This window comes from Siansivirga zeaxanthinifaciens CC-SAMT-1 (genome assembly GCF_000941055.1).
Classification (GTDB): Bacteria; Bacteroidota; Bacteroidia; order Flavobacteriales; family Flavobacteriaceae; genus Siansivirga; species Siansivirga zeaxanthinifaciens.
Map to the genome: position 1 here is coordinate 2424244 of NZ_CP007202.1, position 22338 is coordinate 2446581.

The following is a 22338-nucleotide window of genomic DNA, read 5'->3' on the forward strand; positions in this document are numbered from 1 at the left end:
ATGTTATCAATAAAAAAATATGCTGCCATCGATATAGGATCTAATGCCGTTAGGTTATTAATTTCAAATATCATAGAACAAAAAGGTAAACCCGTTAAGTTTAAAAAAAATTCATTAGTACGAGTTCCAATTCGTTTAGGAGCAGATGTTTTTGTTAACAATAAAATTTCAAAAGAAAATACCAATCGTATTGTAGACACGATGTTAGCTTTCAAACTTCTAATGAAATCTCACAAAGTTGTTAAATATAAGGCCTGTGCTACATCGGCAATGCGAGAATCTAAAAATGGTAAGCAGGTAGTCGATTTGGTTTTAAAAAATTCTGATATTGTTATTGATATTATTGAAGGTGAAGAAGAAGCCGCAATAATTGCTGCAACCGATTTAAATTCATACATCGATATTGATAAAACGTATTTATATGTGGATGTAGGAGGTGGAAGTACCGAATTTACTGTAATTCATGAAGGTAACACCATAGCATCCCGATCATTTAAAATAGGAACCGTAAGGCTCTTAAACGATATGGTTTCTAAAGAAGCCTGGCAAGAATTAGAAATCTGGATTAAGGAACATACCAGACAATACGATAAAATTTCGGTATTGGGTTCTGGTGGTAACATTAATAAAATATTTAAAGTATCAGGGAAAGCTTTAGGTAAACCCCTAACATATTTTTATTTAACGTCTTACTATAACTTACTTCAAAGTTATTCCTACGAAGAGCGTATTACAGAACTCGATTTAAATCAGGATAGGGCAGACGTTATTATACCTGCGATGCGAATTTATTTATCTTCCATGAAATGGAGTAATGCTAAAAATATTTACGTTCCTAAAATAGGTTTAGCAGATGGTATAATTAAAAGTATCTATTTTGATACCGTTTCTAGCCATACACAGTAAAATTTTGCAGTTCAACTTGTTATTTATCATTGTGAAATATTTTCTTATATATTCGTGTTGATAAAATTGATTATAATTTACAAACTAACACAATATAATTATGAAAAAAATTTACTTAGCTATGTTACTTCTGGTATCCGTTTATGGCTATTCTCAAGAAGTGAAATTTGGTGTACGAGGCGGATACAATATTTCTAATTTAGATTTTGATACGCCCATAACCGTTGAAAATATTCATAGAAATGGAATTTTTATAGGGTTTTTAGCTGAAATTGGTTTGTCTAAAGGCATCGCTTTTATGCCAGAAATTCAACTCTCGGCAGAAGGTGCAAAGGATGAAGATTTACAATTAGATTATTTGCAAATGCCGCTTTATTTTAAATTTAGATTGAGTGAAAAGTTTCACGTTGGACTAGGTCCTCAAGTGGGTTTAAAGAGTCATAAATTTGAAGATGGCCTTAGAGATTGGGCCTATTCTGGTGTAGGTGGTTTAGAATTCAAGTTATCTCACACCTTATTTTTAGATGCAAGATATACCTACGGTGTTGTTAATATATTCGACAAAGATTTAGGTGATGAAGCTATAAATACTAATATTCAATTAGGTATTGGTTATAAGTTTTAACCATGAATGGCTTCGGTTGTTCCTAAATTAGCTATAATTTTAGCTTCATAATCAAGAAGTTGTTGCCATTTGGTATCAACTTCTTTTTTATTTCCATACTTTCTGGCAAAGCCTAAAAACATGGTGTAATGGTTAGCTTCACTTACCATTAAATTTCTGTAAAAGGTAGCTAATTCTTTATCTTGTAATTCTTCAGAAAGAAGTCTAAAACGCTCACAACTTCTAGCTTCTATTAAAGCTGCATAAAGTAATCGATGCACCAATTGTGTTGTTCTGCTGCCGCCTTTTGGAAAAAATTTAACTAATTGTAATACATAATCATCTTTTCGATCTCTTCCTAAAGTCCAACCGCGCTCTAAAATTTTATCGTGAACCATTTTAAAATGACTAATTTCCTCTTTCACTAAAGCAGTCATTTCTGTTACCAACTCACTATATTCGGGAAAACTAACAATTAATGAAATAGCGGTGCTGGTCGCTTTTTGTTCACAAAATGCGTGATCTGTTAAAATTTCTTCTATATTTTTTTCAACAATATTAACCCATCTTGGATCTGTTGGTAATTTTAAACCTAGCATATTATATGGTTGTTTTTGTTGTTTTTAATTCTTTTACATACAAAGAACCGTTATCATTAACATAAATAACGAAATCTTTAAAAATAGATGTATTTGGAATATTGAATGCTGTATTCAAGCAAACTTGCTTTTCGGTTGAACTGGAATGGTCTACCCAAACGTATAGCATAATTGCTTCTTCCCGGAAATTAGCATCAATAAATTCTGAAAACAGATGCTTATTGATTGTTTTCTCTGTAATTAATGATTCGTTTTTAAATAGTTGTAAACTAACTTCAAAATTTTTAAAGTGTTCTTTTATGATGGTGTCTTGCTTTGTTTTAGATGTTTTTAAAACATAATCGTTTTCTAGTGAATGATAATTAAGTTTTATTTGAAGTCCGTTACTAAACGTGGTATCCGTTGCTATTTCTGTATAATTTTCTGGAATAAATTTTATTTGTTCTGAAAAAGATTCGAGTAACTGGGCTTTTTGAAGAACTTCTTGATTTTTTTGATAAGCCTTTTCACGACCATCGCACCCAATAAAACTAATTACAACAAACAATAAAATACACATACTTTTCATAATCAGGTGTTTTTAAATATCTAAATCGAAAGCTTTTCTTAGTAAATCAATATTAGGATTTTTTTCTTTTAATTTTTCAAATTTTTCTGCTGTAGAGTAGGCATATTGCTTTTCTAATGTTTCATTTACAGTAACTGTTAAAGAAATATCGTAGTTATTTAAAGTCTTTCTTATATATGAAAGCAATTCAAATTGATTGCGTTCTACTTCTAGTTTGTTGGTCTCGGTTGGATATTCTACAAATGCCGTAGTATCTTTAATTTTTGGGGTATCGATATTTAAAATTGAAGCTAAATTAAATTGTCCTTTTTCTTGAAGAATGGTTATATAATTGTTCCATGTTTCAATAAAAGCTTCTTCTGTAAAGGCATCTTTAGGTAGATTTTCTTCATCTACAATAACATCCATTTGTTTTATAAGATGTTCTTTTTTAGCCTTAATACTTCGTAATGATAAACCCGAAGTTCTTTTAGATTCGCTATTTAAAACTATTTTAGGAACTTCGTTTTCTTTAACTTCTTCTGCTTTTGTGTTAGTTTGAGCTGTATTTACAGTTTTAACTTCAGGACTTGCAGCAGCCGATTTTGTTTCTAAAACATCAGGTTTTTTAACAGTAACAGGAGTAAGGCCTTTCTTTTTAAAATATGTAGCAGGAATTATGTAATGTCTGCTATTTTTTTTTTCTCCATCAAAAGTGATAGAGGCTAATTGCATTAAACATAATTCAATAAGAAGTCGCTGGTTTTTACTGGATTTATATTTTAAATCACAATCGTTAGCTAAGTTTATGCCTTGCAATAAAAAAGCCTGTGATGCTTTTTGAGATTGTTCCAGGTATTTCTTTTTAGTTTCTTCACCAACTTCTAATAATTCGATAGTTGATGGTGTTTTACTAACTAATAAGTCTCTAAAATGCGATGCCAAACCAGCAATATAGTGGTGACCGTCGAAACCTTTAGATAGTGTATTATTAAATTGTAATAATAACTCGGGGATGTTATTTTCTAAAATTAAATCGGTGCTGGTAAAATAAGTTTCGTAATCTAAAACATTTAAGTTTTCGGTTACTGCTTGTCGCGTTAAATTTTTACCAGAAAAACTAACAACACGATCAAAAATAGATAGCGCATCACGCATGGCGCCATCTGCTTTTTGTGCTATAATATGTAAGGCATCATCGTCTGCAGTTATATTTTGTTCTTCGGCAATATATTTTAAATATTCCTTGGCATCTTTAACGGTAATACGTTTAAAGTCAAAAATTTGACAACGCGATAATATGGTAGGAATAATTTTGTGCTTTTCTGTAGTTGCCAAAATAAAAATACAATGTTTTGGCGGTTCTTCTAATGTTTTAAGAAAGGCATTGAAGGCCGCTTGCGAAAGCATATGTACCTCGTCGATGATATAAACTTTGTATTTTCCTATTTGTGGTGGAATACGAACTTGGTCTGTTAGACTTCTAATATCGTCTACCGAGTTGTTAGAAGCTGCATCTAATTCAAAAATATTAAATGCAAAATCTTCCTCGCCAGCTTCGGTACCACCATTATTTATCATTTTAGCTAGAATACGAGCACAGGTTGTTTTTCCAACGCCTCGAGGTCCTGTAAATAAAAGCGCCTGAGCTAAATGATTGTTTTCAATGGCATTTAATAAGGTATTTGTAATCGCCTGTTGTCCCACAACATCCTTAAATGTTTGGGGTCTATATTTTCGTGCTGATACTACAAAATGTTCCATTGAATATGTTTGTGTAACAAAGTTAAAAATTCAACTGAAAATTATACAAATTGCAGCTTAAAATTACAATTGAGTTATTAACAATTACAATGTAAAAGTTTAGAACACGAAGGTGTCTAAACCTGTTTTAGCAAAGTAAAACTCACAGGTGTTTATTTTTAATTTAAGAACCGTGGTTTTTGTTTTTTGTGTTGTACTTTTGCTTCAAGTAAATCGCTCTATCGCTTTTAATATTTTTAAGTATTAAGGGAGGAAAGTCCGAACACCATAGTGCAACATAGTGGTTAATGGCCACCAGTCGTGAGGCTAGGAATAGTGCAACAGAAAGTATGTACAGGTAATGCTGTAGTGAAACCGTGTAAACTCTATGTGGTGCAATGTCATGTAAACCAGCGTTTGAGGGCGGCACGCTTGATGCTGGAGGGTAGGCAGCTAAAGTGTATTGGTAACAATGCACTAAGATAAATGATAGAGGCTTTTTGTTTTGCAAAAAGTACAGAATTCGGCTTATAGATTTACTTAAATAAACAAGCCTTTTGAATTTTTCAAAAGGCTTTGTTTTTTATTAATTTTCGAAAAAGCTAAACATATTACCACCATAACTTTTTGAATGACTGTAATTCTCCAAATTTGATAGGTTGGTATGTTTGGAATGCTCTACAATTAAAAGCCCTTCTTCTAATAACAGATTATTTTTAAATACCAGTTCTGGGATTTTTGAGAAGTCTTCTTCTGTAAAATTGTAAGGCGGATCTGCAAAAATTATATCACACTGTAGGGTAGTTTTTTCTAAAAATTTAAAAACATCGCTTTTAATGGTTTGCAAAGGTAAGTTTAAAGCACTTGCGGTTTGTTTAATAAACTTGATACATCCAAAATCTTGATCGACACATGTTATATTACTGGTGCCTCTTGATGCAAATTCGTAACTAATATTACCGGTTCCAGAGAATAAATCAAGTACAGAAATGGCATCAAAATAAAAACTATTTCCCAATATATTGAAAAGAGATTCTTTAGCCATATCGGTCGTGGGTCTTACGGGTAAATTTTTTGGTGCTAAAATTTTTCTTCCCTTATGTATTCCAGAGATAATACGCATTAAAAGCTTTTTATTAAAGTGAAATTAGTATGATGAAATCCTTGGGTTTGTGCAAAATGATAGGTTTCATTTCTATTCCCAAAACTTACATTTCTAATATATTTATAGGCTATTTTATATAAACTGCTGTCTTCAATTATATTTCCTAATAAAACTAATTGAAAAGATTCGGGATTTAAGCCCAATTGTTCGGTAGTAAAAAGAATATAATAAATAAAATCTTCCTTGGTATGATACTCGAAAGTATTGTATAGTTTTAACTTTCCTTTATCAACACAAATAATTTCAAAATGTTTTCGGTTTACGTTTACATATACTTTTGGATGTTCAGAGTTTTTCTCCAATTGTAAAATTTCTTCAATTAAAATGGTTGAAACATGCTTATAGGTAAAAGTGCCGAAGGTGTCAAAAATTAAATTATTAATGTTAACATAAGGCACATAAACATTTACCGAGTCGTTTATTTGAATTTGATCGAAAGCAATAAAATCGGATTTTAAAATTTTAGAATTAAACTTTAAATAATCGGCAAGACAATCTTCGTTAAAAAGCGGTTTAGGTACCAGTGTCGATATATCATTATCGTGAACTACGGTAACATTATTATAACCAGTTTTTAAATCGTTTTCTGTGGCAAGTATATGTTTTAAGTAATCTAAGATTTCGATAGTATTAAATTTTCTATCAAAATCGAAAGACTTAGTTTGTAGAATGGTATTTTGTTCTCTATCTAAGATACAAAAAGAAAGTCCACTCAAACTTATTTGAATGGACAGTTCTTTATTACTTTTATTGTTAGTTGTGTTAGTCGTTAGATCCATAAGTTTTTGGCCAATTTCCATTGGTGTTAACTTCTTCCATAGAACCTACTTTTAAAACGTTACCATTAACGCCATCAACCGATACGACTTGATTCTCTTGAATTACAAGATCTCTATCTAGATCGTATAAAATAATGTCTTTAGCGACAGAAGCTTCAAAAACAGGAATGTTAACATCGCTTTGTTCAATAAAACCAGCTTTTAAATTAAATTTAGAACCAGGCTTTCCAACTGGTACATCCATCATTGTCTTATAACGATTTGAATTTTTAAATAATGAATCTTTTACCGATACAAAACCTAAAGTGTCTATAATAACGATGTCTTTAAACATATCTACTCCAAATTGTTTTGTTAAAGCGGCATCTAAAATACTAGAATCACGTCTTTGAGTAATTGTATATTTTGCAGATTCAATAAATTTAATTAATTCATCGAAGTTATCTGTAAATTTACCTGTAACTTGTTTGTGTGCTAATTCAGCATCTCTTATGTCAATTAATTTCTCTATTACTTTAGCGTAACGCTTGTTTTTTTCTTGGTTAAATAAAATCGGGTTATAAATAGACATGTAAGTTTGGTAACCTAAAAATATAATTAATCCCCAAAGTGCAATGTTTAACACTGGCTTGAATTTTGAAGGTATAAATTTATCAACTAACTTAACCAAGCCAATTGTAAGCAGAATTACTGCAACAGCAATAAGAATAAAATTTAACATAATTGTTTTTAATTAAAAGTGTTTATTAAACGTCATACGCAAATCTACAATTTTTTTTTAATCGTAAAAACCTATTCAGTATAAAATCATTTCTATATTTGAATAATTTATTATACATAAATTTATAAATGACCCCTCAAGAATTTTATTCCCTTATAAAACAGCAGTTTCCGTTTCAACCTACCCTAAAACAAAATGTTGTATTGCAACAATTATCTGAATTTATTATTAGTAATTCACCAAATGCAATCTATTTATTAAAAGGTTATGCAGGAACCGGAAAAACCACTATAATAGGGACTATTGTGTCTAATTTATGGAAAGTAAAAATGAGTTCTGTGCTTATGGCACCCACAGGTAGAGCTGCTAAAGTAATTTCAAATTATTCAGGAAAAGAGGCCTTTACTATACATAAAAAAATATACTTTCCTAAAAAAGAGAAATCTGGCGGTGTAAAGTTTGTGTTGCAGCCCAATAAACACAAAAACACCATTTTTATAGTAGATGAAGCTTCCATGATTTCTGATGCAGTAGGCGATTCTAAACTTTTTGAAAACGGCTCTCTGCTAGACGATTTAATGCAATATGTTTACTCCGGACATAAATGTAAGTTGTTACTTATTGGAGACACCGCCCAGTTACCACCTGTAAAGCTGGACTTGAGTCCCGCTTTAAATGAAAACACCCTGGCTTTAAATTATAATAAAGAGGTAACAGTAATGGAATTAGACGAGGTGATGCGTCAAGCCGAAAATTCGGGAATTTTAATAAATGCCACGACACTTCGAGAATCACTTTCTAATAATATTTATGATTATTTTAAATTCGATTTACATGGCTTTAAAGATATTGTACGACTGGTCGATGGCTACGAAATTATGGATGCTATAAACGATGCTTATAGTTCTTTGGGAAATGAGGAAACAGCTATTATAGTTAGAAGCAATAAACGCGCTAATTTATACAACCAGAATATAAGAAACAGAATCCTTTTTAATGAAAGCGAATTGTCATCTGGAGATTATCTCATGGTTGTGAAAAACAATTATTTCTGGGTGAAACCAACCAGTGAAGCAGGATTTATAGCTAATGGCGATATTATTGAGGTTTTAGAAATTTTTAGTATTAAAGAACTTTATGGATTTAAATTTGCTGAAGTTAAAATTCGAATGGTAGATTACCCAAAGATGCAACCTTTTGAAACCGTTTTACTTTTAGATACTATTGAAGCAGAAACACCTTCTTTATCTTATGAAGATTCAAACCGACTTTACCAAGAAGTTATGAAAGATTTTGAGAACGAATCCAGTAATTATAAGAAATTTCTAAAAGTTAAAAACAGCAATTTTTTTAATGCTTTACAAGTAAAATTCTCTTATGCCATAACCTGTCATAAATCGCAAGGTGGCCAATGGAGCACCGTATTTGTTGAACAGCCATACTTACCTAATGGTATAGACAAAGATTATTTACGTTGGTTATATACTGCTGTTACAAGAGCTAAAGAAAAGTTGTATCTTATAGGCTTTAAAAATGATAGTTTTGAAGAATAGTTTATGAATTTTGAAACCATAATTAGTATTTGTTTAGGCATTGGTCTATCTGCTTCGGTAGGGTTTAGGGTGTTTTTACCTCTTTTTGCTTTAAGTTTAGCCTCTTATTTTAACGTTTGGGAACTAAATGCTTCTTGGCAATGGGTCGGTAGCACCACGGCAGTAATTGTTTTAGGTGTTGCAACAATCGTAGAAATTTTTGCTTATTTTATTCCTTATGTCGATAATTTATTAGATAGTATGGCAGTTCCACTTGCAGCTTTAGCAGGAACCGCAGTGATGCTCTCTACGGTTTCAGAGTTAAGTCCTGTTATAACCTGGGCGCTTGCCATTATTGCAGGTGGTGGCACAGCTGCAGCCATTTCGGGCACAACCAGTACAACCAGATTAGCATCAACCACAACCACCGGAGGCATTACAAACCCTATAGTTTCAACCATAGAAACAGGCACCGCTACTTTAATGTCTGTAATATCCATATTTTTACCTTTGTTAGCTATCGCCTTAGTAATTATAATGGTATTTGTAATTTTTAAACTTTACAAAAAGTTTAGAACTCGTAAAGTCAAAAACATCTAAAATAATATGTTATTTTTGTGACATATTTTATAAAATAAAATGAAAATAATTTCAATGATACCTGCACGATACAGTGCAAGTCGTTTTCCTGGTAAACTCATGCAAGATTTGGGTGGTAAACCCGTGATTCTTCGTACTTACGAGGCTACCGTTGCAACAAATTTGTTCGATGATGTTTTTGTAGTAACCGATAGCGATATTATTTACAACGAAATTGTGAATAATGGCGGTAAGGCCATAATGAGTAAAAAGGAACATGAATGTGGAAGCGATCGTATTGCCGAAGCTGTGGAATTTATGGACGTAGACATCGTAATTAATGTTCAAGGCGACGAACCTTTTACAGATACCGAATCGCTCACTAAATTAATTGATGTTTTTAAAGACGATCATGATAAAACGATTGATCTTGCATCATTAATGGTTCATATTACAGATGAAGAAGAAATAAAAAACCCAAATACGGTAAAAGTTATTGTCGACCAATCGAGTTTTGCTTTATATTTTTCACGCAGCCCCATTCCATATCCACGAGATAAAAATGTAGGCGTACGTTATTTCAAGCATAAAGGGGTTTATGCATTTAGAAAAGAAGCTATTCTAGATTTTTACAGGTTACCCATGTTAACTTTAGAGGCTTCAGAGAAAATTGAATGTATTCGTTATTTAGAATATGGCAAACGTATAAAAATGGTCGAAACACATGTAGAAGGTGTAGAAATTGATACCCCTGAAGATTTGGAACGCGCCAAAAAACAATGGAAATAAATTATCAAAACATAAAAGTTATAGGTTTTGATGCCGACGATACGCTTTGGGTAAACGAAACCTATTTTCGTGAAGCCGAAGCTGCCTTTTGGAAATTTATTATCGGAGTATGAAACTCTAAACAAATTAGATCAGGAGCTTTTTAAAAAGGAAATCGATAATTTACCGCTTTACGGTTATGGTGTAAAAGCCTTCGTGTTATCTATGGTAGAAAGTGCTTTAGAACAATCTAATTATCAGGTTTCCCCAAAAACAATTGCTTCTATTCTAGATATAGGCAAAACCATGCTTAATAAACCTGTAGAATTATTAGATGGAGTAGAAGAGGTATTAAAAATTTTATCTAAAAAGTACCGATTAATTCTGGCTACAAAGGGTGATTTGTTAGATCAGGAAAGAAAATTAGAAAAATCGGGCTTAACTAAATACTTTCATCATATTGAAGTTTTAAGTGATAAAAAAGAAGAGAATTATTCTAAATTATTAAACCATTTAGATATAAAACCTTCTGAATTTTTAATGATAGGAAATTCATTAAAATCGGATGTGTTACCATTAGTAAACATCAAAGCAAACGCTATACATGTGCCATTTCATACAACTTGGCAGCATGAGCAAGTAACCAAAGAAGAAACAAACGGTAAATCGTATAAAACAATTAACAGTTTAATAGATATTTTAAAATTACTAAATTGTAAGTGATTACATAAATAATTTTTTTTTAAAATCAAAAAAACATTTGTGTGCCTAAATTTTAAAATAACACTATTTTTGCTGTTCGAAAAGAAATGAAATAAATGAGCTATAAAAACTTTCCAATGGTGCCAAGAGTTGTTTTTGGCAGAGGTAGTTTCAATCAGTTAAATGAGATTTTAGCCCCAAAACGTTTAAATATAAATGCCCCATTTATATATTTAATTGATGATGTATTTAAAGGAAACGAGTGGCTAACTTCAAGAATTTCATTATCGTATGACGATAGAATAATTTTTATTTCTGCAGATGAAGAACCAAAAACATCACAAGTTGATGCCTTGGTTGAAGATATTATTCTAACTACAAAAGAACGTCCTTCAGGTATTATAGGTATAGGTGGTGGTACTTTGTTAGATTTAGCAAAGGCTGTATCTATTATGCTAACAAACGAAGGCGAAACAAAAGATTACCAGGGTTGGGATTTAGTTAAAAATCCTGCAATATACCATGTTGGTATTCCAACCATTTCTGGAACTGGGGCAGAAGTTTCACGTACAACGGTTTTAACTGGTCCAGAAAAAAAGTTGGGTATTAATTCAGATTACACACCTTTCGATCAAGTTATTTTAGATTCAGAATTAACTAAAGATGTTTCAAAAGACCAATGGTTTTACACGGGTATGGATTGTTATATTCATTGTATAGAATCTTTAAGTGGTACATATCTAAACGCTTTTAGTCAGAGTTATGGTGAAAAAGCATTCGATTTGTGTAAAGAAATATTTTTAGATGATTCCTTATCTGAAATAGAATCTCAAGAAAAATTAATGATGGCGTCTTGGCATGGCGGCATGAGTATTGCTTATTCGCAAGTGGGTGTAGCCCATGCTATGAGTTATGGGTTAGCCTATTTATTGGGAACCAAACACGGCATTGGAAATTGTATTGTTTTCGATCATTTAGAAGAGTTCTACCCGGAAGGTGTTAAGCTTTTTAAAGAGATGAAAGCTAAACATAATATTGAGTTACCAAAAGGTATTTGTGCCGATTTAAGCGATGAAGAATTTGATATTATGATTAATATATCGTTAGGCCTTAAACCCTTATGGGAAAATGTATTAGGTAAAAAATGGGAAAAAACAATTACACCTGCTAAGCTAAAGTCGCTTTATAAAAAAATGTAAGTCATTTCTTTTTATATTTCTGTTTTGGTATAGAAATTGTAAATATTAAAATAAAGTGTGTTAGAAATGAAACATAAAGTAAGCATGTAAATTGCCAATAAAAAGAAACATCACTAACTCACAAAAAAGCTACCTCGGTGGCTTTTTTTTATTTTAATATTTCCTCTTAATGTCATTTACACATAATTCATTTATTTTCAATTAGGTAAAGACATAAAAAAAAGTCCAACTTTTAAAAGTTGGACTTTTTTTTTAGAAGGTTATATAATTATTTACCTGCTTCTAAATTTTTCATTTCCTTTTCAATCATGTCGTAAAACTGATCAATTTTAGGTAACACAACAATACGAGTACGTCTGTTTTTAGCTCTATTTTCAGCGGTGTTATTATCAACTAAAGGCACATAAGAACTACGTCCTGCAGCAATTAATTGTGCTGGATTTACGTTTAAATCTTCTAAAACTCTAATAATAGAAGTAGAACGTTTAACACTTAAATCCCAGTTGTCTAATAAAGGCTCTTTTCTATATGGTACATTATCTGTATGTCCTTCAACCATACATTCAAAATCTGGTTTACTGTTTACAACTTTAGCCACTTTAGCTAAAACTTCTCTAGCTCTAGTTGTTACGTTGTAGCTTCCACTTTGAAATAATAATTTATCTGCAATAGATATAAATACAACACCTTTTTCAACATTTACTTCGATATCTGGATCGTTAATACCCACTTCACGTTTTAAGCTTGTAACTAAAGCTAAAGTAACACTGTCTTTTTTAGTAAGCGCATCTTGTAAACGTGTAATTTTTAGATCTTTTTCTTTAATGCTTTCTAAGGTTTTCTCAACATTTGAGGCACCTTTAGCAGATAAAATTTGTAAATTATCGTTGCTTTTTCTTAAATCTGCTACTTGATCTTGTAAAGCTGTCGCTCTTGCAGTTGCAGCGGCTCTGTCTTCTAAACAAGCATTTAACTTAACAGTTGCAGAATTTAATAAATCTTGAGTGTCTTTATATTTTGCTTCAAGATCTGTGAATTGTTTTTTCGATACACATGAACTTAATACCAACATGGCAGCTGCACTAAGTAATAGAATTTTTTTCATAATTATAATTAGTATTTGTTTTTTAATTGCTTATCTACAAAAGTATGGAAAATAGGATGAAATTTAACATAGTTAACAAAACTTTTAAAATTCGAACTATAACCTACTGTAGGTGTCTTTTTTATTTACGAAATAATCCATTACAATAGATGTTCTATTAAAATATTTAATTTCGTGAATGTTTTTTTCTCTTTGAATCAATAAGGTTTTTAAAGATTTGTAATAACTAAAATGGGCATAGAGAATTGCGAAAAAATGCTTCGGTTTCAGTTCGAAAATAAATTTCATTCCAGTGATTCCATCTAAGACAAGCCTAATCAATATAATTGAAAATAAATTTCCTGAAGCATTTTTTGTTAACGTATATAAACTGTTTCTAAAATTTAAATAGGTTTTTTTAGGATTGGTATTATTTAAGGTAGCACCTCCAACATGATAAACCATTGAATTAGCTATATATTTAATGTTAAATCCTAAATTTTTAGCGCGCCAACATAAATCAATTTCTTCCATATGTGCAAAAAAGGATTCATCGAAACCTTCTAAAGATTTAAAAACATCATTTCTAATAAACAGGCAGGCACCCGAAGCCCAGAAAATAGATGTATCGTCATTATATTGCCCGTGGTCTTTTTCAATGGTATTAAAAATTCTACCACGACAAAAAGGATAGCCATATTTATCAATAAATCCGCCAGCTGCTCCGGCATATTCAAAATGATCTCTTTTATTGAAATCTAAAATTTTTGGTTGAATGATGGCTGTTTCTGGTTCTGTTTCAAACGCATCAATAATTGGTTTTAACCAATGTTCTGTAACTTCTACGTCGCTATTTAATAAACAAATAATATCTTCTTTTACAAACTTTAAAGCATCATTGTAACCTTTAGCATAGCCACCATTTTCGTTGTTTTGTATGATGTTTATTTTGGGATACCTAGAATTTAAAAAACTAATGGAATCATCAGTAGAGGCATTATCGGCTACATAAATTTCTGCTTCCTTTGAATATTTTATTACCGAAGGAAGAAAAGTTTCTAAAAGCGTTTTACCATTCCAGTTTAATATTACAATGGCTATATTCATGAGTTATAGTTTGGTATTTCTCGTAAAAAATCGTAGCATTCTTTTTCGAAATTCATTTTACAATAATAATGATTTAAACCATTTGTAACCATTAAATAATCGGCCATTAAAACGCGATTGTATTGAGCTATTTGGTCGAAAGTAGATTGATTTATAATTACCGATGGTGCTTTACATTCTACAATTAAATGAATACTTCCATTGGGATTAAACACAACAATATCATAACGCTTTTTTAAATCGTTAACAATGAGTTCTTTTTCAATGTTTATTAACGATTTTGGATATCCTTTTTCATTTATTAAAAACAATACACAGTGCTGCCTTACCCATTCTTCGGGTTGTAAAATCACAAATTTTTTGCGAATACAATCAAAAATAGATACTTTATTTTCGCTATTTTTGAATCGGAACGGGTATGTGGGAAAGTTTAATTTTTGCACATCACAAATTTGATGATTTTTTTTTAATGGACGAAGTAAAACAATTAGTAACCGATATTAAAAACCGAAAGTTGAAACCTATTTATTTTTTAATGGGTGAAGAAGCTTATTATACTGATAAAATTTCTGAATTTATAGAATCTAATGTTTTAGCTGAAGAAGAACGCGGATTCAACCAAATGGTTTTATATGGCAGAGATGTTACTATTGATGATATTGTTAGTAACGCGAAGCGTTACCCCATGATGGCCGAATATCAGGTAATTATAGTTAAAGAAGCGCAAGATTTATCGCGTACCATTGAAAACCTAATTCATTATGTAAAAAACCCACAATCTACAACCATTCTGGTATTTAATTACAAATACAAAACATTAGATAAACGCAAGGCACTATATAAAGCACTTAAAAAAGATGCAGTAATTTTTGAAAGTAAAAAACTTTACGAAAATCAAGTACCCGATTGGATTAAGCGAGTATTAGCTTCAAAAAAATATACCATCGAACCTAAAGCTGCTCAAATGTTAGTCGAGTTTCTGGGTACCGATTTAAGTAAAATAAATAATGAATTAGAAAAACTCCAGATTATTTTACCTAAAGGCACTCAAATTACAGCAGAAAACATTGAAGAAAATATTGGGATTAGTAAAGATTTTAACAACTTCGAATTGCGAAAAGCTGTTGGAAATCGTGATTTATTGAAAGCCTTTCAAATAGTAAAGTATTTTTCAGACAACCCTAAAGACAATCCTATGTTGGTTACGGTATCTTTACTTTTTAGTTTTTTCTCTCAACTATTATATATTCATGGTTTAAACGATAAGTCACCACGAAATATCTCTGCTGCAATTGGTGTAAACCCATATTTTGTAAACGATTATATTACAGCTTCAAAAAATTACCCCATGCGCAAGGTTAGTGCTATTATTGCTTCACTTCGCGATTTTGATGTAAAAAGTAAGGGTGTTGGTTCTAACTCGGTGCCTCAAGGCGATTTGTTAAAAGAATTATTGGTAAATATTTTTGCTTAACTATAATTCTAAACTTACTTAAATGAATTTGAATCTACCTCAAAGTTGGAAACCTTACTTACAAACAGAATTTAAAAAAGATTATTTCAAAGATTTATTATCTTTTGTTGATAGTGAATATCAAAATAATACCTGTTTTCCACTAGAAAAAGATGTTTTCAACGCTTTTAAATATTGTTCTTTTCAAGATGTAAAAGTGGTAATCTTAGGACAAGACCCATACCACGATATTGGCCAGGCTAACGGATTATGTTTTTCTGTAAACGACCATATCAAACATCCGCCTTCATTAGTAAATATATTTAAAGAAATAGAAAGCGATTTAGACGTTGAATATCCTAAAAACGGGAATCTATTGAGATGGGCAAAACAAGGTGTGTTATTACTAAATGCTACACTAACTGTTAGAGCACATCAAGCTGGAAGTCATCAAAATAAAGGATGGGAGATCTTTACAGATACTGTTATAAAAATAATAAACGATAATAAAGAACATGTCGTTTTTTTACTTTGGGGCGGATATGCTAAAAAAAAGATAAAACTAATAAACACAAACAAACATCATGTTTTAACTAGTGGCCATCCATCACCCTTAAGTGCAAACAGAGGTTATTGGTTTGGCAACAAACATTTTAGCCAAACCAATAACGTTTTAAGTAGCGCTGGTTTAGATATTATAGAATGGTAATTAAATTCTATAATATTAACTTCCTGTTGCGGCAAGATTTTTAGAATCTAAGTCTAAAGTAAATTCAGGTCTTAAAATAACAGGCTGTTTGCTAACTTTTCTTGTGTTTTTTGTCTTATTGCAACTTACAAACAACAATAAAAAATTAATTAAAACTAAAGAAGAAATTAAAATAGTAATGTTAAGTAGCATAGGCATTTATTTTCTAATGAAATAAAACAATTTTATTATTGTTTAAACATACATTAATTATACAGGACAAAAATAATAAAAAAAGAACTACATTGACTATAGGTAGTTGTACTTATAATGATATAACAATAAAACCTACTTGATTTTTAGATAAAGATGCTTTTTTGGGAGTTATTTTGTTTATTTAACATTTGTTAAGTTAAAATTTTTACTGAAAAGTTATAATTATAAAGATTATTATTTCTTAACAAAGAGCGTTACAAGTTCTATAAAATCAATATTTTACAATTCCAATTATTTGAAAATTTACATTTATTTTTTTTTAAAACAAATCTATTTTCACACTACATTTTCAATCCTAAATACCTTAATTTTATTAAATAAAATTTATTTTTGAACAAAATAAAAAACATGGAACAATTAAATTGGGAAGTTGTTAAAGAATACGAAGATATTACCTATAAGAAATGTAATGGAGTAGCTCGTATTGCTTTTAACAGACCAAATGTGAGAAATGCATTCAGACCTAAAACTACAAGTGAATTATATGATGCTTTTTACGATGCAAATGAAGATGTAAATATTGGTGTGGTATTGCTATCTGCTGAAGGGCCCTCTACAAAAGATGGTGTATGGAGTTTTTGTTCTGGTGGCGACCAAAAGGCTAGAGGCAAACAAGGTTACGTAGGTGAAGATGGTTATCATAGACTAAATATTCTCGAAGTACAACGTTTAATTCGTTTTATGCCTAAAGCAGTAATAGCTGTTGTACCCGGTTGGGCTGTAGGTGGTGGTCATAGCTTGCATGTTGTTTGCGATTTAACTTTAGCTAGTAAAGAGCATGCTATTTTTAAACAAACAGATGCCGATGTTACGAGTTTCGATGGTGGTTATGGTTCTGCATATTTAGCGAAAATGGTGGGTCAGAAAAAAGCACGTGAAATATTTTTCTTAGGTCGTAATTACTCAGCACAAGAAGCGTTTGAGATGGGGATGGTAAACGCCGTTGTACCGCATACAGAATTAGAAGCTACAGCTTATGAATGGGCACAAGAAATATTAGCAAAGTCACCAACATCTATAAAAATGCTTAAATTCGCCATGAATTTAACCGATGATGGTATGGTAGGGCAACAAGTTTTTGCTGGTGAAGCTACCCGTTTAGCTTACATGACAGAAGAGGCTGTAGAGGGGCGTAATGCTTTCCTCGAAAAACGTAAGCCTAATTTTGTAAAAAAATGGATTCCTTAAAGTATGAATAAATTTTCTGTTTGGATTTCAAGCATGCGTTTAAGAACGCTTCCTTTATCCATTTCTGGTATTATACTTGCCTCAAGTTTTGCTGAATATAACGGGTATTTTAAATGGTCTATTTTTGTTTTAGCCATATTAACAACCTTAAGTTTTCAAATATTATCTAATCTCGCAAACGATTATGGTGATGGTTTAAAAGGCACCGATAATAACGATAGAATAGGCCCAGAACGTGCCATTCAAACTGGCAAAATCACACCAGATGAGATGTTCAATGCCATTAAAATTAATATACTCATTTCAATTGGCTTAGCGTTTTTTTTAATTTTTACGGCTTTTGGAGTTAAACATTTTTTCCTAACCTTATTGTTTTTCATTTTTGGTATTGCTAGCATTGCTTCGGCAGTAAAATATACTGTTGGTACGAATGCTTACGGATACAAGGGGTTAGGAGATCTTTATGTTTTTGTTTTTTTCGGCTTGGTAAGTGTTATTGGTTGCTATGTTTTATATGCAAAAACCATCGATCATATCGTGTTTTTACCTGCAATTACTATTGGGTTATTAAGTGTAGCTGTTTTAAATTTAAACAACATGCGCGATGTTATTTCCGATGAAAAATCTAATAAATTTACATTGGTTGTTAAGTTGGGGATAGAAAAAGCAAAACGCTATCATATTTTAATAATAATTACCGCTATAATATTATCTGCTTTGTATGGCATTTTATATTACACCTCACCATTTAATTTATTATATTTTATCGCTTATATCCCATTAATAAAGCATTTGAAAGTTGTAAAAAACAACAAAGATTCCAGACTTTTAGATCCTGAATTAAAAAAAGTAGCACTTTCAACAGTGCTCTTGGCGGTGTTATTAGGAATAGGGCATTTGTTGTAATTTTTTTGTACTTTCAATTTCTATAATTATTTGAATAATTTTATATGAAAATTACATTTTACGGTCATGCTTGTATAGGAATTACTGTTAACGACGTTAATATTTTAGTCGATCCTTACATATCTGCCAATCCCAAAGCTTCACATATAAATATTGAAGCGATTAAAGCAGATTATATTTTATTAACGCACGCTCATCAAGACCATACTCTAGATGCTTCAGCCATAGCCAAACGAACCAATGCCATAATAATTTCAAATTTTGAAATTGTAGCGCATTACGAATCACTGGGCTACGAAGGGCATCCAATGAATTTAGGCGGTAGCTGGGATTTTGAATTTGGTACAGTAAAATATGTTAATGCGATTCATACATCATCTTTTGCCGATGGTACTTATGGCGGCCAACCTGGCGGATTTGTTATTGAAGGCGAACATAAAAATATTTATATAGCCGGAGATACAGCCCTTACTTTAGATATGAAATTAATTCCTGCCCGTACAACTTTAGATTTGGCTATTTTACCCATTGGCGATAATTTCACCATGGGAATTGAAGACGCTATCAAGGCAAGTGATTTCGTTAAGTGTGATAAAGTATTAGGTTATCATTTTGATACTTTTGGATATATTGAAATAGACCATGAAGAGGCTAAGCGTAAATTTTTTGATTCAGGAAAAGATTTAATGTTATTGGAAATTGGAGAAAGCATTGAATTATAAATGATTACAGCTACCTATAAAAAATACATTTTAAATTTTAAACAGGCGAGTGGCACATCTCGTGGCATTTTAAAAACAAAAGAAACTTGGTTTATCATTTTAAAGTCGGGTGATCAAACTGGTATAGGTGAGTGTGGCTTATTTCGTGGTTTATCAATTGATGATCGTCCCGATTACGAAGAAAAATTACAATGGGTTTGTAATAATATAAACGCCGATTTTACTAAACTTTTAAATGAATTAGAAGCGTTTCCAAGCATTCAAATTGGATTAGAAACTGCCTTTTTATCTTTAAAAGGTAAAACATCATTTGAGATATTTCCCGGGTTGTTTTCTGAAGGAAAAGAATCTATTATTATAAACGGCCTTATTTGGATGGGGTCTGAAGCTTTCATGAAACAACAAATTCAAGAAAAAATTGAAGCTGGGTTTTCATGTATTAAAATGAAAATTGGTGCCATCGATTTTCAAACAGAAATCAATCTTTTAAAATCGATTAGAAAGCAATTCTCTTCCAAAGATATCGAGTTACGCGTTGATGCTAATGGTGCTTTTTCAGTGAACGAGGCTTTAGAAAAATTAAAAATTCTATCCGATTTAGATTTACATTCTATCGAACAGCCTATCAAACAAGGTCAAATAGAAGCCATGAGTAATTTATGTGCTCAAACACCATTACCTATTGCTTTAGATGAAGAATTAATTGGAGTGTTTTCAATAGAAAAAAAAGAAGCTTTGTTACAACAAATCCAACCACAATATATTATTTTAAAACCGAGTTTGGTTGGTGGGTTTCATGGGAGTGATACTTGGATTGCTCTTGCCGAAAAAAACAATATTGGATGGTGGATTACGAGTGCTCTAGAAAGCAACATAGGTTTAAATGCTATTGCACAATATACAGTTACAAAAAACAATAATATGCCTCAAGGACTGGGAACAGGTGGCTTATTTACCAATAATTTTGAGAGTCCGTTACAGGTGAAAAATGGAACTTTACAATACAATAATAACATTATCTGGAACTTTAACTTATAATAAATGAATTATATTCAACAAGCTTACAAAGGAAAAAATGAACTATGGATGTTTATTTTAACCTCCGTTTTAATTTCTGGTGTTTTCGTGCTTAATTTCATTTTATATCTTTTTACATCCAATGAAGATATGGATAAGGCTTACGATTTAATGAAAAATATACCTTCAAGTATATCATTAATCGTCAATTTATTGCCTTTTGCTATTTTACTTATTTTGCTTTTTGTATTGGTAAAATTCATGCATGAGCGCAGTATTTTGTCGTTAACAACTTCTAGAGAATCAGTCGATTGGCGTAGAATATTATTTTCATTTTCGTTAATCACTTCTATAACCATTGTAACGTTTGGATTGTCGTATTACCTCGATTCATCAGAAATTGAAATTCAATTCAATCCTTTAAAATTTGCAATACTTTTAATTATTAGTTTGATTTTATTTCCGTTTCAAATTGGGTTAGAAGAATATTTATTTAGAGGTTATTTTATGCAACAAATAGGAATCATGGTTAAAAATAAATGGTTCCCATTAATTTTTACTTCGGTGTTTTTTGGTGTGGCGCATAGTGCCAATCCAGAAGTGGCAGAACTGGGCTTCATTACCATGATATTTTATATTGGTACAGGCTTACTTTTAGGGATTATGACTTTAATGGACGAAGGTTTAGAATTAGCTTTAGGGTTTCATTTTGGGAATAACTTATTGGCGGCTTTATTAATTACCTCCGATTGGTCTGCTTTAAAAACCGATGCCATTTTTAAGTACACCAGCGAGCAAGCAAATACAACGGCTTTAGAAATAATTTTACCTGTATTTATTGTTTATCCAATTATATTATTCATCATGGCGAAAAAATACAATTGGACAAATTGGAAGGAAAAATTATTTGGCAACGTTGTTAAACTTCCAAAAGATAATTACAAAACCATTGAAGAGATAGGTGAAAATGACGCTCAATCATAAATATGTTCATTCTAAATTCAAATTAAATGGTTTTAATTATGCAATTGAAGACCTAAAAGTCCTCGCTTCCAACTTTTTAAAATCAGGAAGCACTAACGAAAAACCAATCGCTTTATTTCTTGAAAATTGGTTTAATGACGATGATTATATAGAACTAAAAACTTCAGGTTCTACAGGAATACCAAAAGATATAAAAGTAAAAAAGCAAGCTATGATAAATTCGGCACTTGCTACCGGGACGTTTTTTAATTTAAAACCAGGTAACACAGCGTTACATTGTTTACCATCACAATATATTGCAGGTAAAATGATGCTCGTTCGGGCGCTTGTTTTAGGCTTAGAAATCGATATAATAGAACCCGCATCACATCCACAAATAAATCAAGAAAAACACTATAATTTTAGTGCTATGGTGCCTTTGCAAATTGAAAATGTGTATAAAAATTGCAATAATATAGATACTATTATTGTTGGAGGCAGTCCGGTGTCAGCATCTTTAAAATCTAAATTAACAACTATAAATACATCGGTTTTTGAGACCTATGGTATGACCGAAACCGTTTCTCATATAGCATTAAAAAAACTAACATCTTCAGAAAATTATTTTAAAATTTTACCCAATGTTAGTATTTCTCTGGACCATCGCGGTTGTTTAGTTATAGATGCATCATTATTAAATAATGATAAAATTATAACAAACGATCTTGTTAAAATACATTCTGAGACAACTTTCGAATGGCTAGGCCGCTACGATAATGTTGTAAATTCTGGAGGTGTAAAATTATTTCCAGAGCAAATTGAAGCTAAACTTCAAAATAAAATACAAAACCGATTTTTTATAGCATCGCAACCCGATGACACATTAGGCTCAAAGCTTATATTGGTTATTGAAAGTGACTCAAATATTGTAAACGACTCGGTATTTTCGGAATTATCGAAATTTGAAAAACCAAAAAAAATCTATGCTGTGAAGCAATTTATAGAAACGGCTTCCGGTAAAATACAGCGCAAAAAAACATTAAATCTTATTTCATTTTAATGTAACAAAAACCATTTTTTTAATACAAAT

General features: G+C 31.2%; 24 protein-coding genes, 1 other RNA gene and 1 pseudogene. 16 read left to right on the forward strand and 10 right to left on the reverse strand.

What is annotated here, in order from left to right; translation table 11 throughout:
• Positions 1–906: a Ppx/GppA phosphatase family protein gene (locus AW14_RS10920; protein ID WP_044638837.1), complete on the forward strand. Its 906-nt coding sequence runs from the start codon at positions 1–3 to the stop codon at positions 904–906.
• 100 nt (positions 907–1006) lie between these two features.
• Positions 1007–1531 carry a porin family protein gene (locus AW14_RS10925; protein WP_044638838.1) on the forward strand — a complete coding sequence of 175 codons (525 nt, stop codon included), beginning with the start codon at positions 1007–1009 and terminating at the stop codon, positions 1529–1531.
• Here AW14_RS10925 and miaE read toward each other — a convergent pair.
• From miaE to dnaX, 3 genes are read right to left on the reverse strand one after another with little or no spacing between them, the layout of a single operon-like run.
• A complete protein-coding gene (gene miaE, locus AW14_RS10930; protein ID WP_044638839.1) occupies positions 1528–2109 on the reverse strand; it encodes a tRNA-(ms[2]io[6]A)-hydroxylase in 582 nt (193 codons plus the stop codon). The two genes, AW14_RS10925 and miaE, sit on opposite strands and share 4 nt — an antisense overlap.
• Before the next feature lies 1 nt (position 2110).
• Complete coding sequence (locus AW14_RS10935) at positions 2111–2677, reverse strand: DUF4738 domain-containing protein (RefSeq protein ID WP_084708862.1); 567 nt, start codon at positions 2675–2677, stop codon at positions 2111–2113.
• Positions 2678–2689: 12 nt separating this feature from the next.
• A complete protein-coding gene (gene dnaX / locus AW14_RS10940; protein WP_044638841.1) occupies positions 2690–4420 on the reverse strand; it encodes a DNA polymerase III subunit gamma/tau in 1731 nt (576 codons plus the stop codon).
• 205 nt (positions 4421–4625) lie between these two features.
• Here dnaX and rnpB point away from each other — a divergent pair.
• Positions 4626–4946: RNase P RNA component class A (gene rnpB / locus AW14_RS14590), an RNA gene on the forward strand.
• Positions 4947–4985: 39 nt separating this feature from the next.
• Here rnpB and rsmD read toward each other — a convergent pair.
• From rsmD to AW14_RS10955, 3 genes are read right to left on the reverse strand one after another with little or no spacing between them, the layout of a single operon-like run.
• Positions 4986–5522, reverse strand: a complete 537-nt coding sequence (rsmD, locus tag AW14_RS10945) for a 16S rRNA (guanine(966)-N(2))-methyltransferase RsmD (protein ID WP_044638842.1) — start codon at positions 5520–5522, stop codon at positions 4986–4988.
• Positions 5522–6343: a DUF3822 family protein gene (locus AW14_RS10950; RefSeq protein WP_044639618.1), complete on the reverse strand. Its 822-nt coding sequence runs from the start codon at positions 6341–6343 to the stop codon at positions 5522–5524. Before AW14_RS10950 ends, rsmD begins: the two co-directional genes overlap by 1 nt.
• Positions 6327–7064, reverse strand: a complete 738-nt coding sequence (locus AW14_RS10955) for a hypothetical protein (RefSeq protein WP_179944494.1) — start codon at positions 7062–7064, stop codon at positions 6327–6329. The genes AW14_RS10950 and AW14_RS10955 overlap by 17 nt, the downstream gene beginning before the upstream one ends.
• 128 nt (positions 7065–7192) lie before the next feature.
• Between AW14_RS10955 and AW14_RS10960 the strand changes: the two genes are divergently transcribed.
• The 5 genes and pseudogenes from AW14_RS10960 (at position 7193) to AW14_RS10980 (ending at position 11844) form a co-directional block, all read left to right on the forward strand.
• Positions 7193–8617 carry an ATP-dependent DNA helicase gene (locus AW14_RS10960; RefSeq protein ID WP_044638843.1) on the forward strand — a complete coding sequence of 475 codons (1425 nt, stop codon included), beginning with the start codon at positions 7193–7195 and terminating at the stop codon, positions 8615–8617.
• 3 nt (positions 8618–8620) lie between these two features.
• Positions 8621–9196 (forward strand): DUF4126 domain-containing protein, encoded by a 576-nt coding sequence (locus tag AW14_RS10965; RefSeq protein ID WP_044638844.1) that lies wholly within the window; start codon positions 8621–8623, stop codon positions 9194–9196.
• A gap of 39 nt (positions 9197–9235) precedes the next feature.
• Complete coding sequence (gene kdsB, locus AW14_RS10970; protein WP_044638845.1) at positions 9236–9964, forward strand: 3-deoxy-manno-octulosonate cytidylyltransferase; 729 nt, start codon at positions 9236–9238, stop codon at positions 9962–9964.
• Positions 9955–10666, forward strand: a pseudogene (locus AW14_RS10975) (HAD family hydrolase). The gene kdsB and the pseudogene AW14_RS10975 overlap by 10 nt, the downstream one beginning before the upstream one ends.
• A gap of 95 nt (positions 10667–10761) precedes the next feature.
• Positions 10762–11844 (forward strand): iron-containing alcohol dehydrogenase family protein, encoded by a 1083-nt coding sequence (locus tag AW14_RS10980; RefSeq protein ID WP_044638846.1) that lies wholly within the window; start codon positions 10762–10764, stop codon positions 11842–11844.
• A 268-nt stretch (positions 11845–12112) separates the two neighbouring features.
• On the opposite strand, the gene AW14_RS10985 is transcribed toward AW14_RS10980, so the two are convergent.
• The 3 genes from AW14_RS10985 to AW14_RS10995 all read right to left on the reverse strand — a co-directional run bounded on the left by AW14_RS10985 (position 12113) and on the right by AW14_RS10995 (position 14478).
• Entirely contained in the window at positions 12113–12949 is an 837-nt protein-coding gene (locus AW14_RS10985; protein WP_044638847.1) for an OmpA/MotB family protein, read from the reverse strand.
• 96 nt (positions 12950–13045) lie between these two features.
• Positions 13046–14035 carry a glycosyltransferase family 2 protein gene (locus AW14_RS10990; RefSeq protein ID WP_044638848.1) on the reverse strand — a complete coding sequence of 330 codons (990 nt, stop codon included), beginning with the start codon at positions 14033–14035 and terminating at the stop codon, positions 13046–13048.
• Complete coding sequence (locus tag AW14_RS10995; RefSeq protein ID WP_044638849.1) at positions 14032–14478, reverse strand: type I restriction enzyme HsdR N-terminal domain-containing protein; 447 nt, start codon at positions 14476–14478, stop codon at positions 14032–14034. Before AW14_RS10995 ends, AW14_RS10990 begins: the two co-directional genes overlap by 4 nt.
• A 26-nt stretch (positions 14479–14504) precedes the next feature.
• Here AW14_RS10995 and holA point away from each other — a divergent pair, with 26 nt between their 5' ends.
• Entirely contained in the window at positions 14505–15509 is a 1005-nt protein-coding gene (gene holA, locus AW14_RS11000; protein WP_044638850.1) for a DNA polymerase III subunit delta, read from the forward strand.
• A gap of 22 nt (positions 15510–15531) precedes the next feature.
• On the forward strand, positions 15532–16197 hold the full coding sequence (locus AW14_RS11005; protein WP_044638851.1) for a uracil-DNA glycosylase: 666 nt from the start codon (positions 15532–15534) through the stop codon (positions 16195–16197).
• Positions 16198–16212: 15 nt separating this feature from the next.
• Here AW14_RS11005 and AW14_RS11010 read toward each other — a convergent pair whose 3' ends face one another.
• The gene (locus tag AW14_RS11010) at positions 16213–16389 is read right to left on the reverse strand and encodes a hypothetical protein (protein ID WP_154662151.1); all 177 of its coding nucleotides are present in this window, start codon (positions 16387–16389) and stop codon (positions 16213–16215) included.
• Positions 16390–16800: 411 nt separating this feature from the next.
• Between AW14_RS11010 and AW14_RS11015 the strand changes: the two genes are divergently transcribed.
• The 6 genes from AW14_RS11015 to AW14_RS11040 are packed head-to-tail and all read left to right on the forward strand — an operon-like array spanning position 16801 to position 22308.
• On the forward strand, positions 16801–17640 hold the full coding sequence (locus tag AW14_RS11015) for a 1,4-dihydroxy-2-naphthoyl-CoA synthase (RefSeq protein WP_044638853.1): 840 nt from the start codon (positions 16801–16803) through the stop codon (positions 17638–17640).
• Positions 17641–17643: 3 nt separating this feature from the next.
• On the forward strand, positions 17644–18546 hold the full coding sequence (menA, locus tag AW14_RS11020; RefSeq protein ID WP_044638854.1) for a 1,4-dihydroxy-2-naphthoate octaprenyltransferase: 903 nt from the start codon (positions 17644–17646) through the stop codon (positions 18544–18546).
• Between the two features lie 44 nt (positions 18547–18590).
• A complete protein-coding gene (locus tag AW14_RS11025; protein ID WP_044638855.1) occupies positions 18591–19268 on the forward strand; it encodes a metal-dependent hydrolase in 678 nt (225 codons plus the stop codon).
• Between the two features lie 3 nt (positions 19269–19271).
• Positions 19272–20306 carry an o-succinylbenzoate synthase gene (locus tag AW14_RS11030; RefSeq protein ID WP_169744681.1) on the forward strand — a complete coding sequence of 345 codons (1035 nt, stop codon included), beginning with the start codon at positions 19272–19274 and terminating at the stop codon, positions 20304–20306.
• A 3-nt stretch (positions 20307–20309) separates the two neighbouring features.
• On the forward strand, positions 20310–21269 hold the full coding sequence (locus tag AW14_RS11035; RefSeq protein WP_044638857.1) for a CPBP family intramembrane glutamic endopeptidase: 960 nt from the start codon (positions 20310–20312) through the stop codon (positions 21267–21269).
• Complete coding sequence (locus AW14_RS11040; RefSeq protein WP_044638858.1) at positions 21253–22308, forward strand: AMP-binding protein; 1056 nt, start codon at positions 21253–21255, stop codon at positions 22306–22308. Before AW14_RS11035 ends, AW14_RS11040 begins: the two co-directional genes overlap by 17 nt.
• Positions 22309–22338: the final 30 nt, after the last annotated feature.

Bases quoted from the DNA above. Each gene is read 5' to 3' on its own strand.
- AW14_RS10920 (WP_044638837.1), top strand. From the start codon at position 1: ATGTTATCAATAAAAAAATATGCTGCCATCGATATAGGATCTAATGCC.
- AW14_RS10925 (WP_044638838.1), top strand. From the start codon at position 1,007: ATGAAAAAAATTTACTTAGCTATGTTACTTCTGGTATCCGTTTATGGC.
- miaE (WP_044638839.1), bottom strand. From the start codon at position 2,109: ATGCTAGGTTTAAAATTACCAACAGATCCAAGATGGGTTAATATTGTT.
- AW14_RS10935 (WP_084708862.1), bottom strand. From the start codon at position 2,677: ATGAAAAGTATGTGTATTTTATTGTTTGTTGTAATTAGTTTTATTGGG.
- dnaX (WP_044638841.1), bottom strand. From the start codon at position 4,420: ATGGAACATTTTGTAGTATCAGCACGAAAATATAGACCCCAAACATTT.
- rsmD (WP_044638842.1), bottom strand. From the start codon at position 5,522: ATGCGTATTATCTCTGGAATACATAAGGGAAGAAAAATTTTAGCACCA.
- AW14_RS10950 (WP_044639618.1), bottom strand. From the start codon at position 6,343: ATGGATCTAACGACTAACACAACTAACAATAAAAGTAATAAAGAACTG.
- AW14_RS10955 (WP_179944494.1), bottom strand. From the start codon at position 7,064: ATGTTAAATTTTATTCTTATTGCTGTTGCAGTAATTCTGCTTACAATT.
- AW14_RS10960 (WP_044638843.1), top strand. From the start codon at position 7,193: ATGACCCCTCAAGAATTTTATTCCCTTATAAAACAGCAGTTTCCGTTT.
- AW14_RS10965 (WP_044638844.1), top strand. From the start codon at position 8,621: ATGAATTTTGAAACCATAATTAGTATTTGTTTAGGCATTGGTCTATCT.
- kdsB (WP_044638845.1), top strand. From the start codon at position 9,236: ATGAAAATAATTTCAATGATACCTGCACGATACAGTGCAAGTCGTTTT.
- AW14_RS10980 (WP_044638846.1), top strand. From the start codon at position 10,762: ATGAGCTATAAAAACTTTCCAATGGTGCCAAGAGTTGTTTTTGGCAGA.
- AW14_RS10985 (WP_044638847.1), bottom strand. From the start codon at position 12,949: ATGAAAAAAATTCTATTACTTAGTGCAGCTGCCATGTTGGTATTAAGT.
- AW14_RS10990 (WP_044638848.1), bottom strand. From the start codon at position 14,035: ATGAATATAGCCATTGTAATATTAAACTGGAATGGTAAAACGCTTTTA.
- holA (WP_044638850.1), top strand. From the start codon at position 14,505: ATGGACGAAGTAAAACAATTAGTAACCGATATTAAAAACCGAAAGTTG.
- AW14_RS11005 (WP_044638851.1), top strand. From the start codon at position 15,532: ATGAATTTGAATCTACCTCAAAGTTGGAAACCTTACTTACAAACAGAA.
- AW14_RS11010 (WP_154662151.1), bottom strand. From the start codon at position 16,389: ATGCTACTTAACATTACTATTTTAATTTCTTCTTTAGTTTTAATTAAT.
- AW14_RS11015 (WP_044638853.1), top strand. From the start codon at position 16,801: ATGGAACAATTAAATTGGGAAGTTGTTAAAGAATACGAAGATATTACC.
- menA (WP_044638854.1), top strand. From the start codon at position 17,644: ATGAATAAATTTTCTGTTTGGATTTCAAGCATGCGTTTAAGAACGCTT.
- AW14_RS11025 (WP_044638855.1), top strand. From the start codon at position 18,591: ATGAAAATTACATTTTACGGTCATGCTTGTATAGGAATTACTGTTAAC.
- AW14_RS11035 (WP_044638857.1), top strand. From the start codon at position 20,310: ATGAATTATATTCAACAAGCTTACAAAGGAAAAAATGAACTATGGATG.
- AW14_RS11040 (WP_044638858.1), top strand. From the start codon at position 21,253: ATGACGCTCAATCATAAATATGTTCATTCTAAATTCAAATTAAATGGT.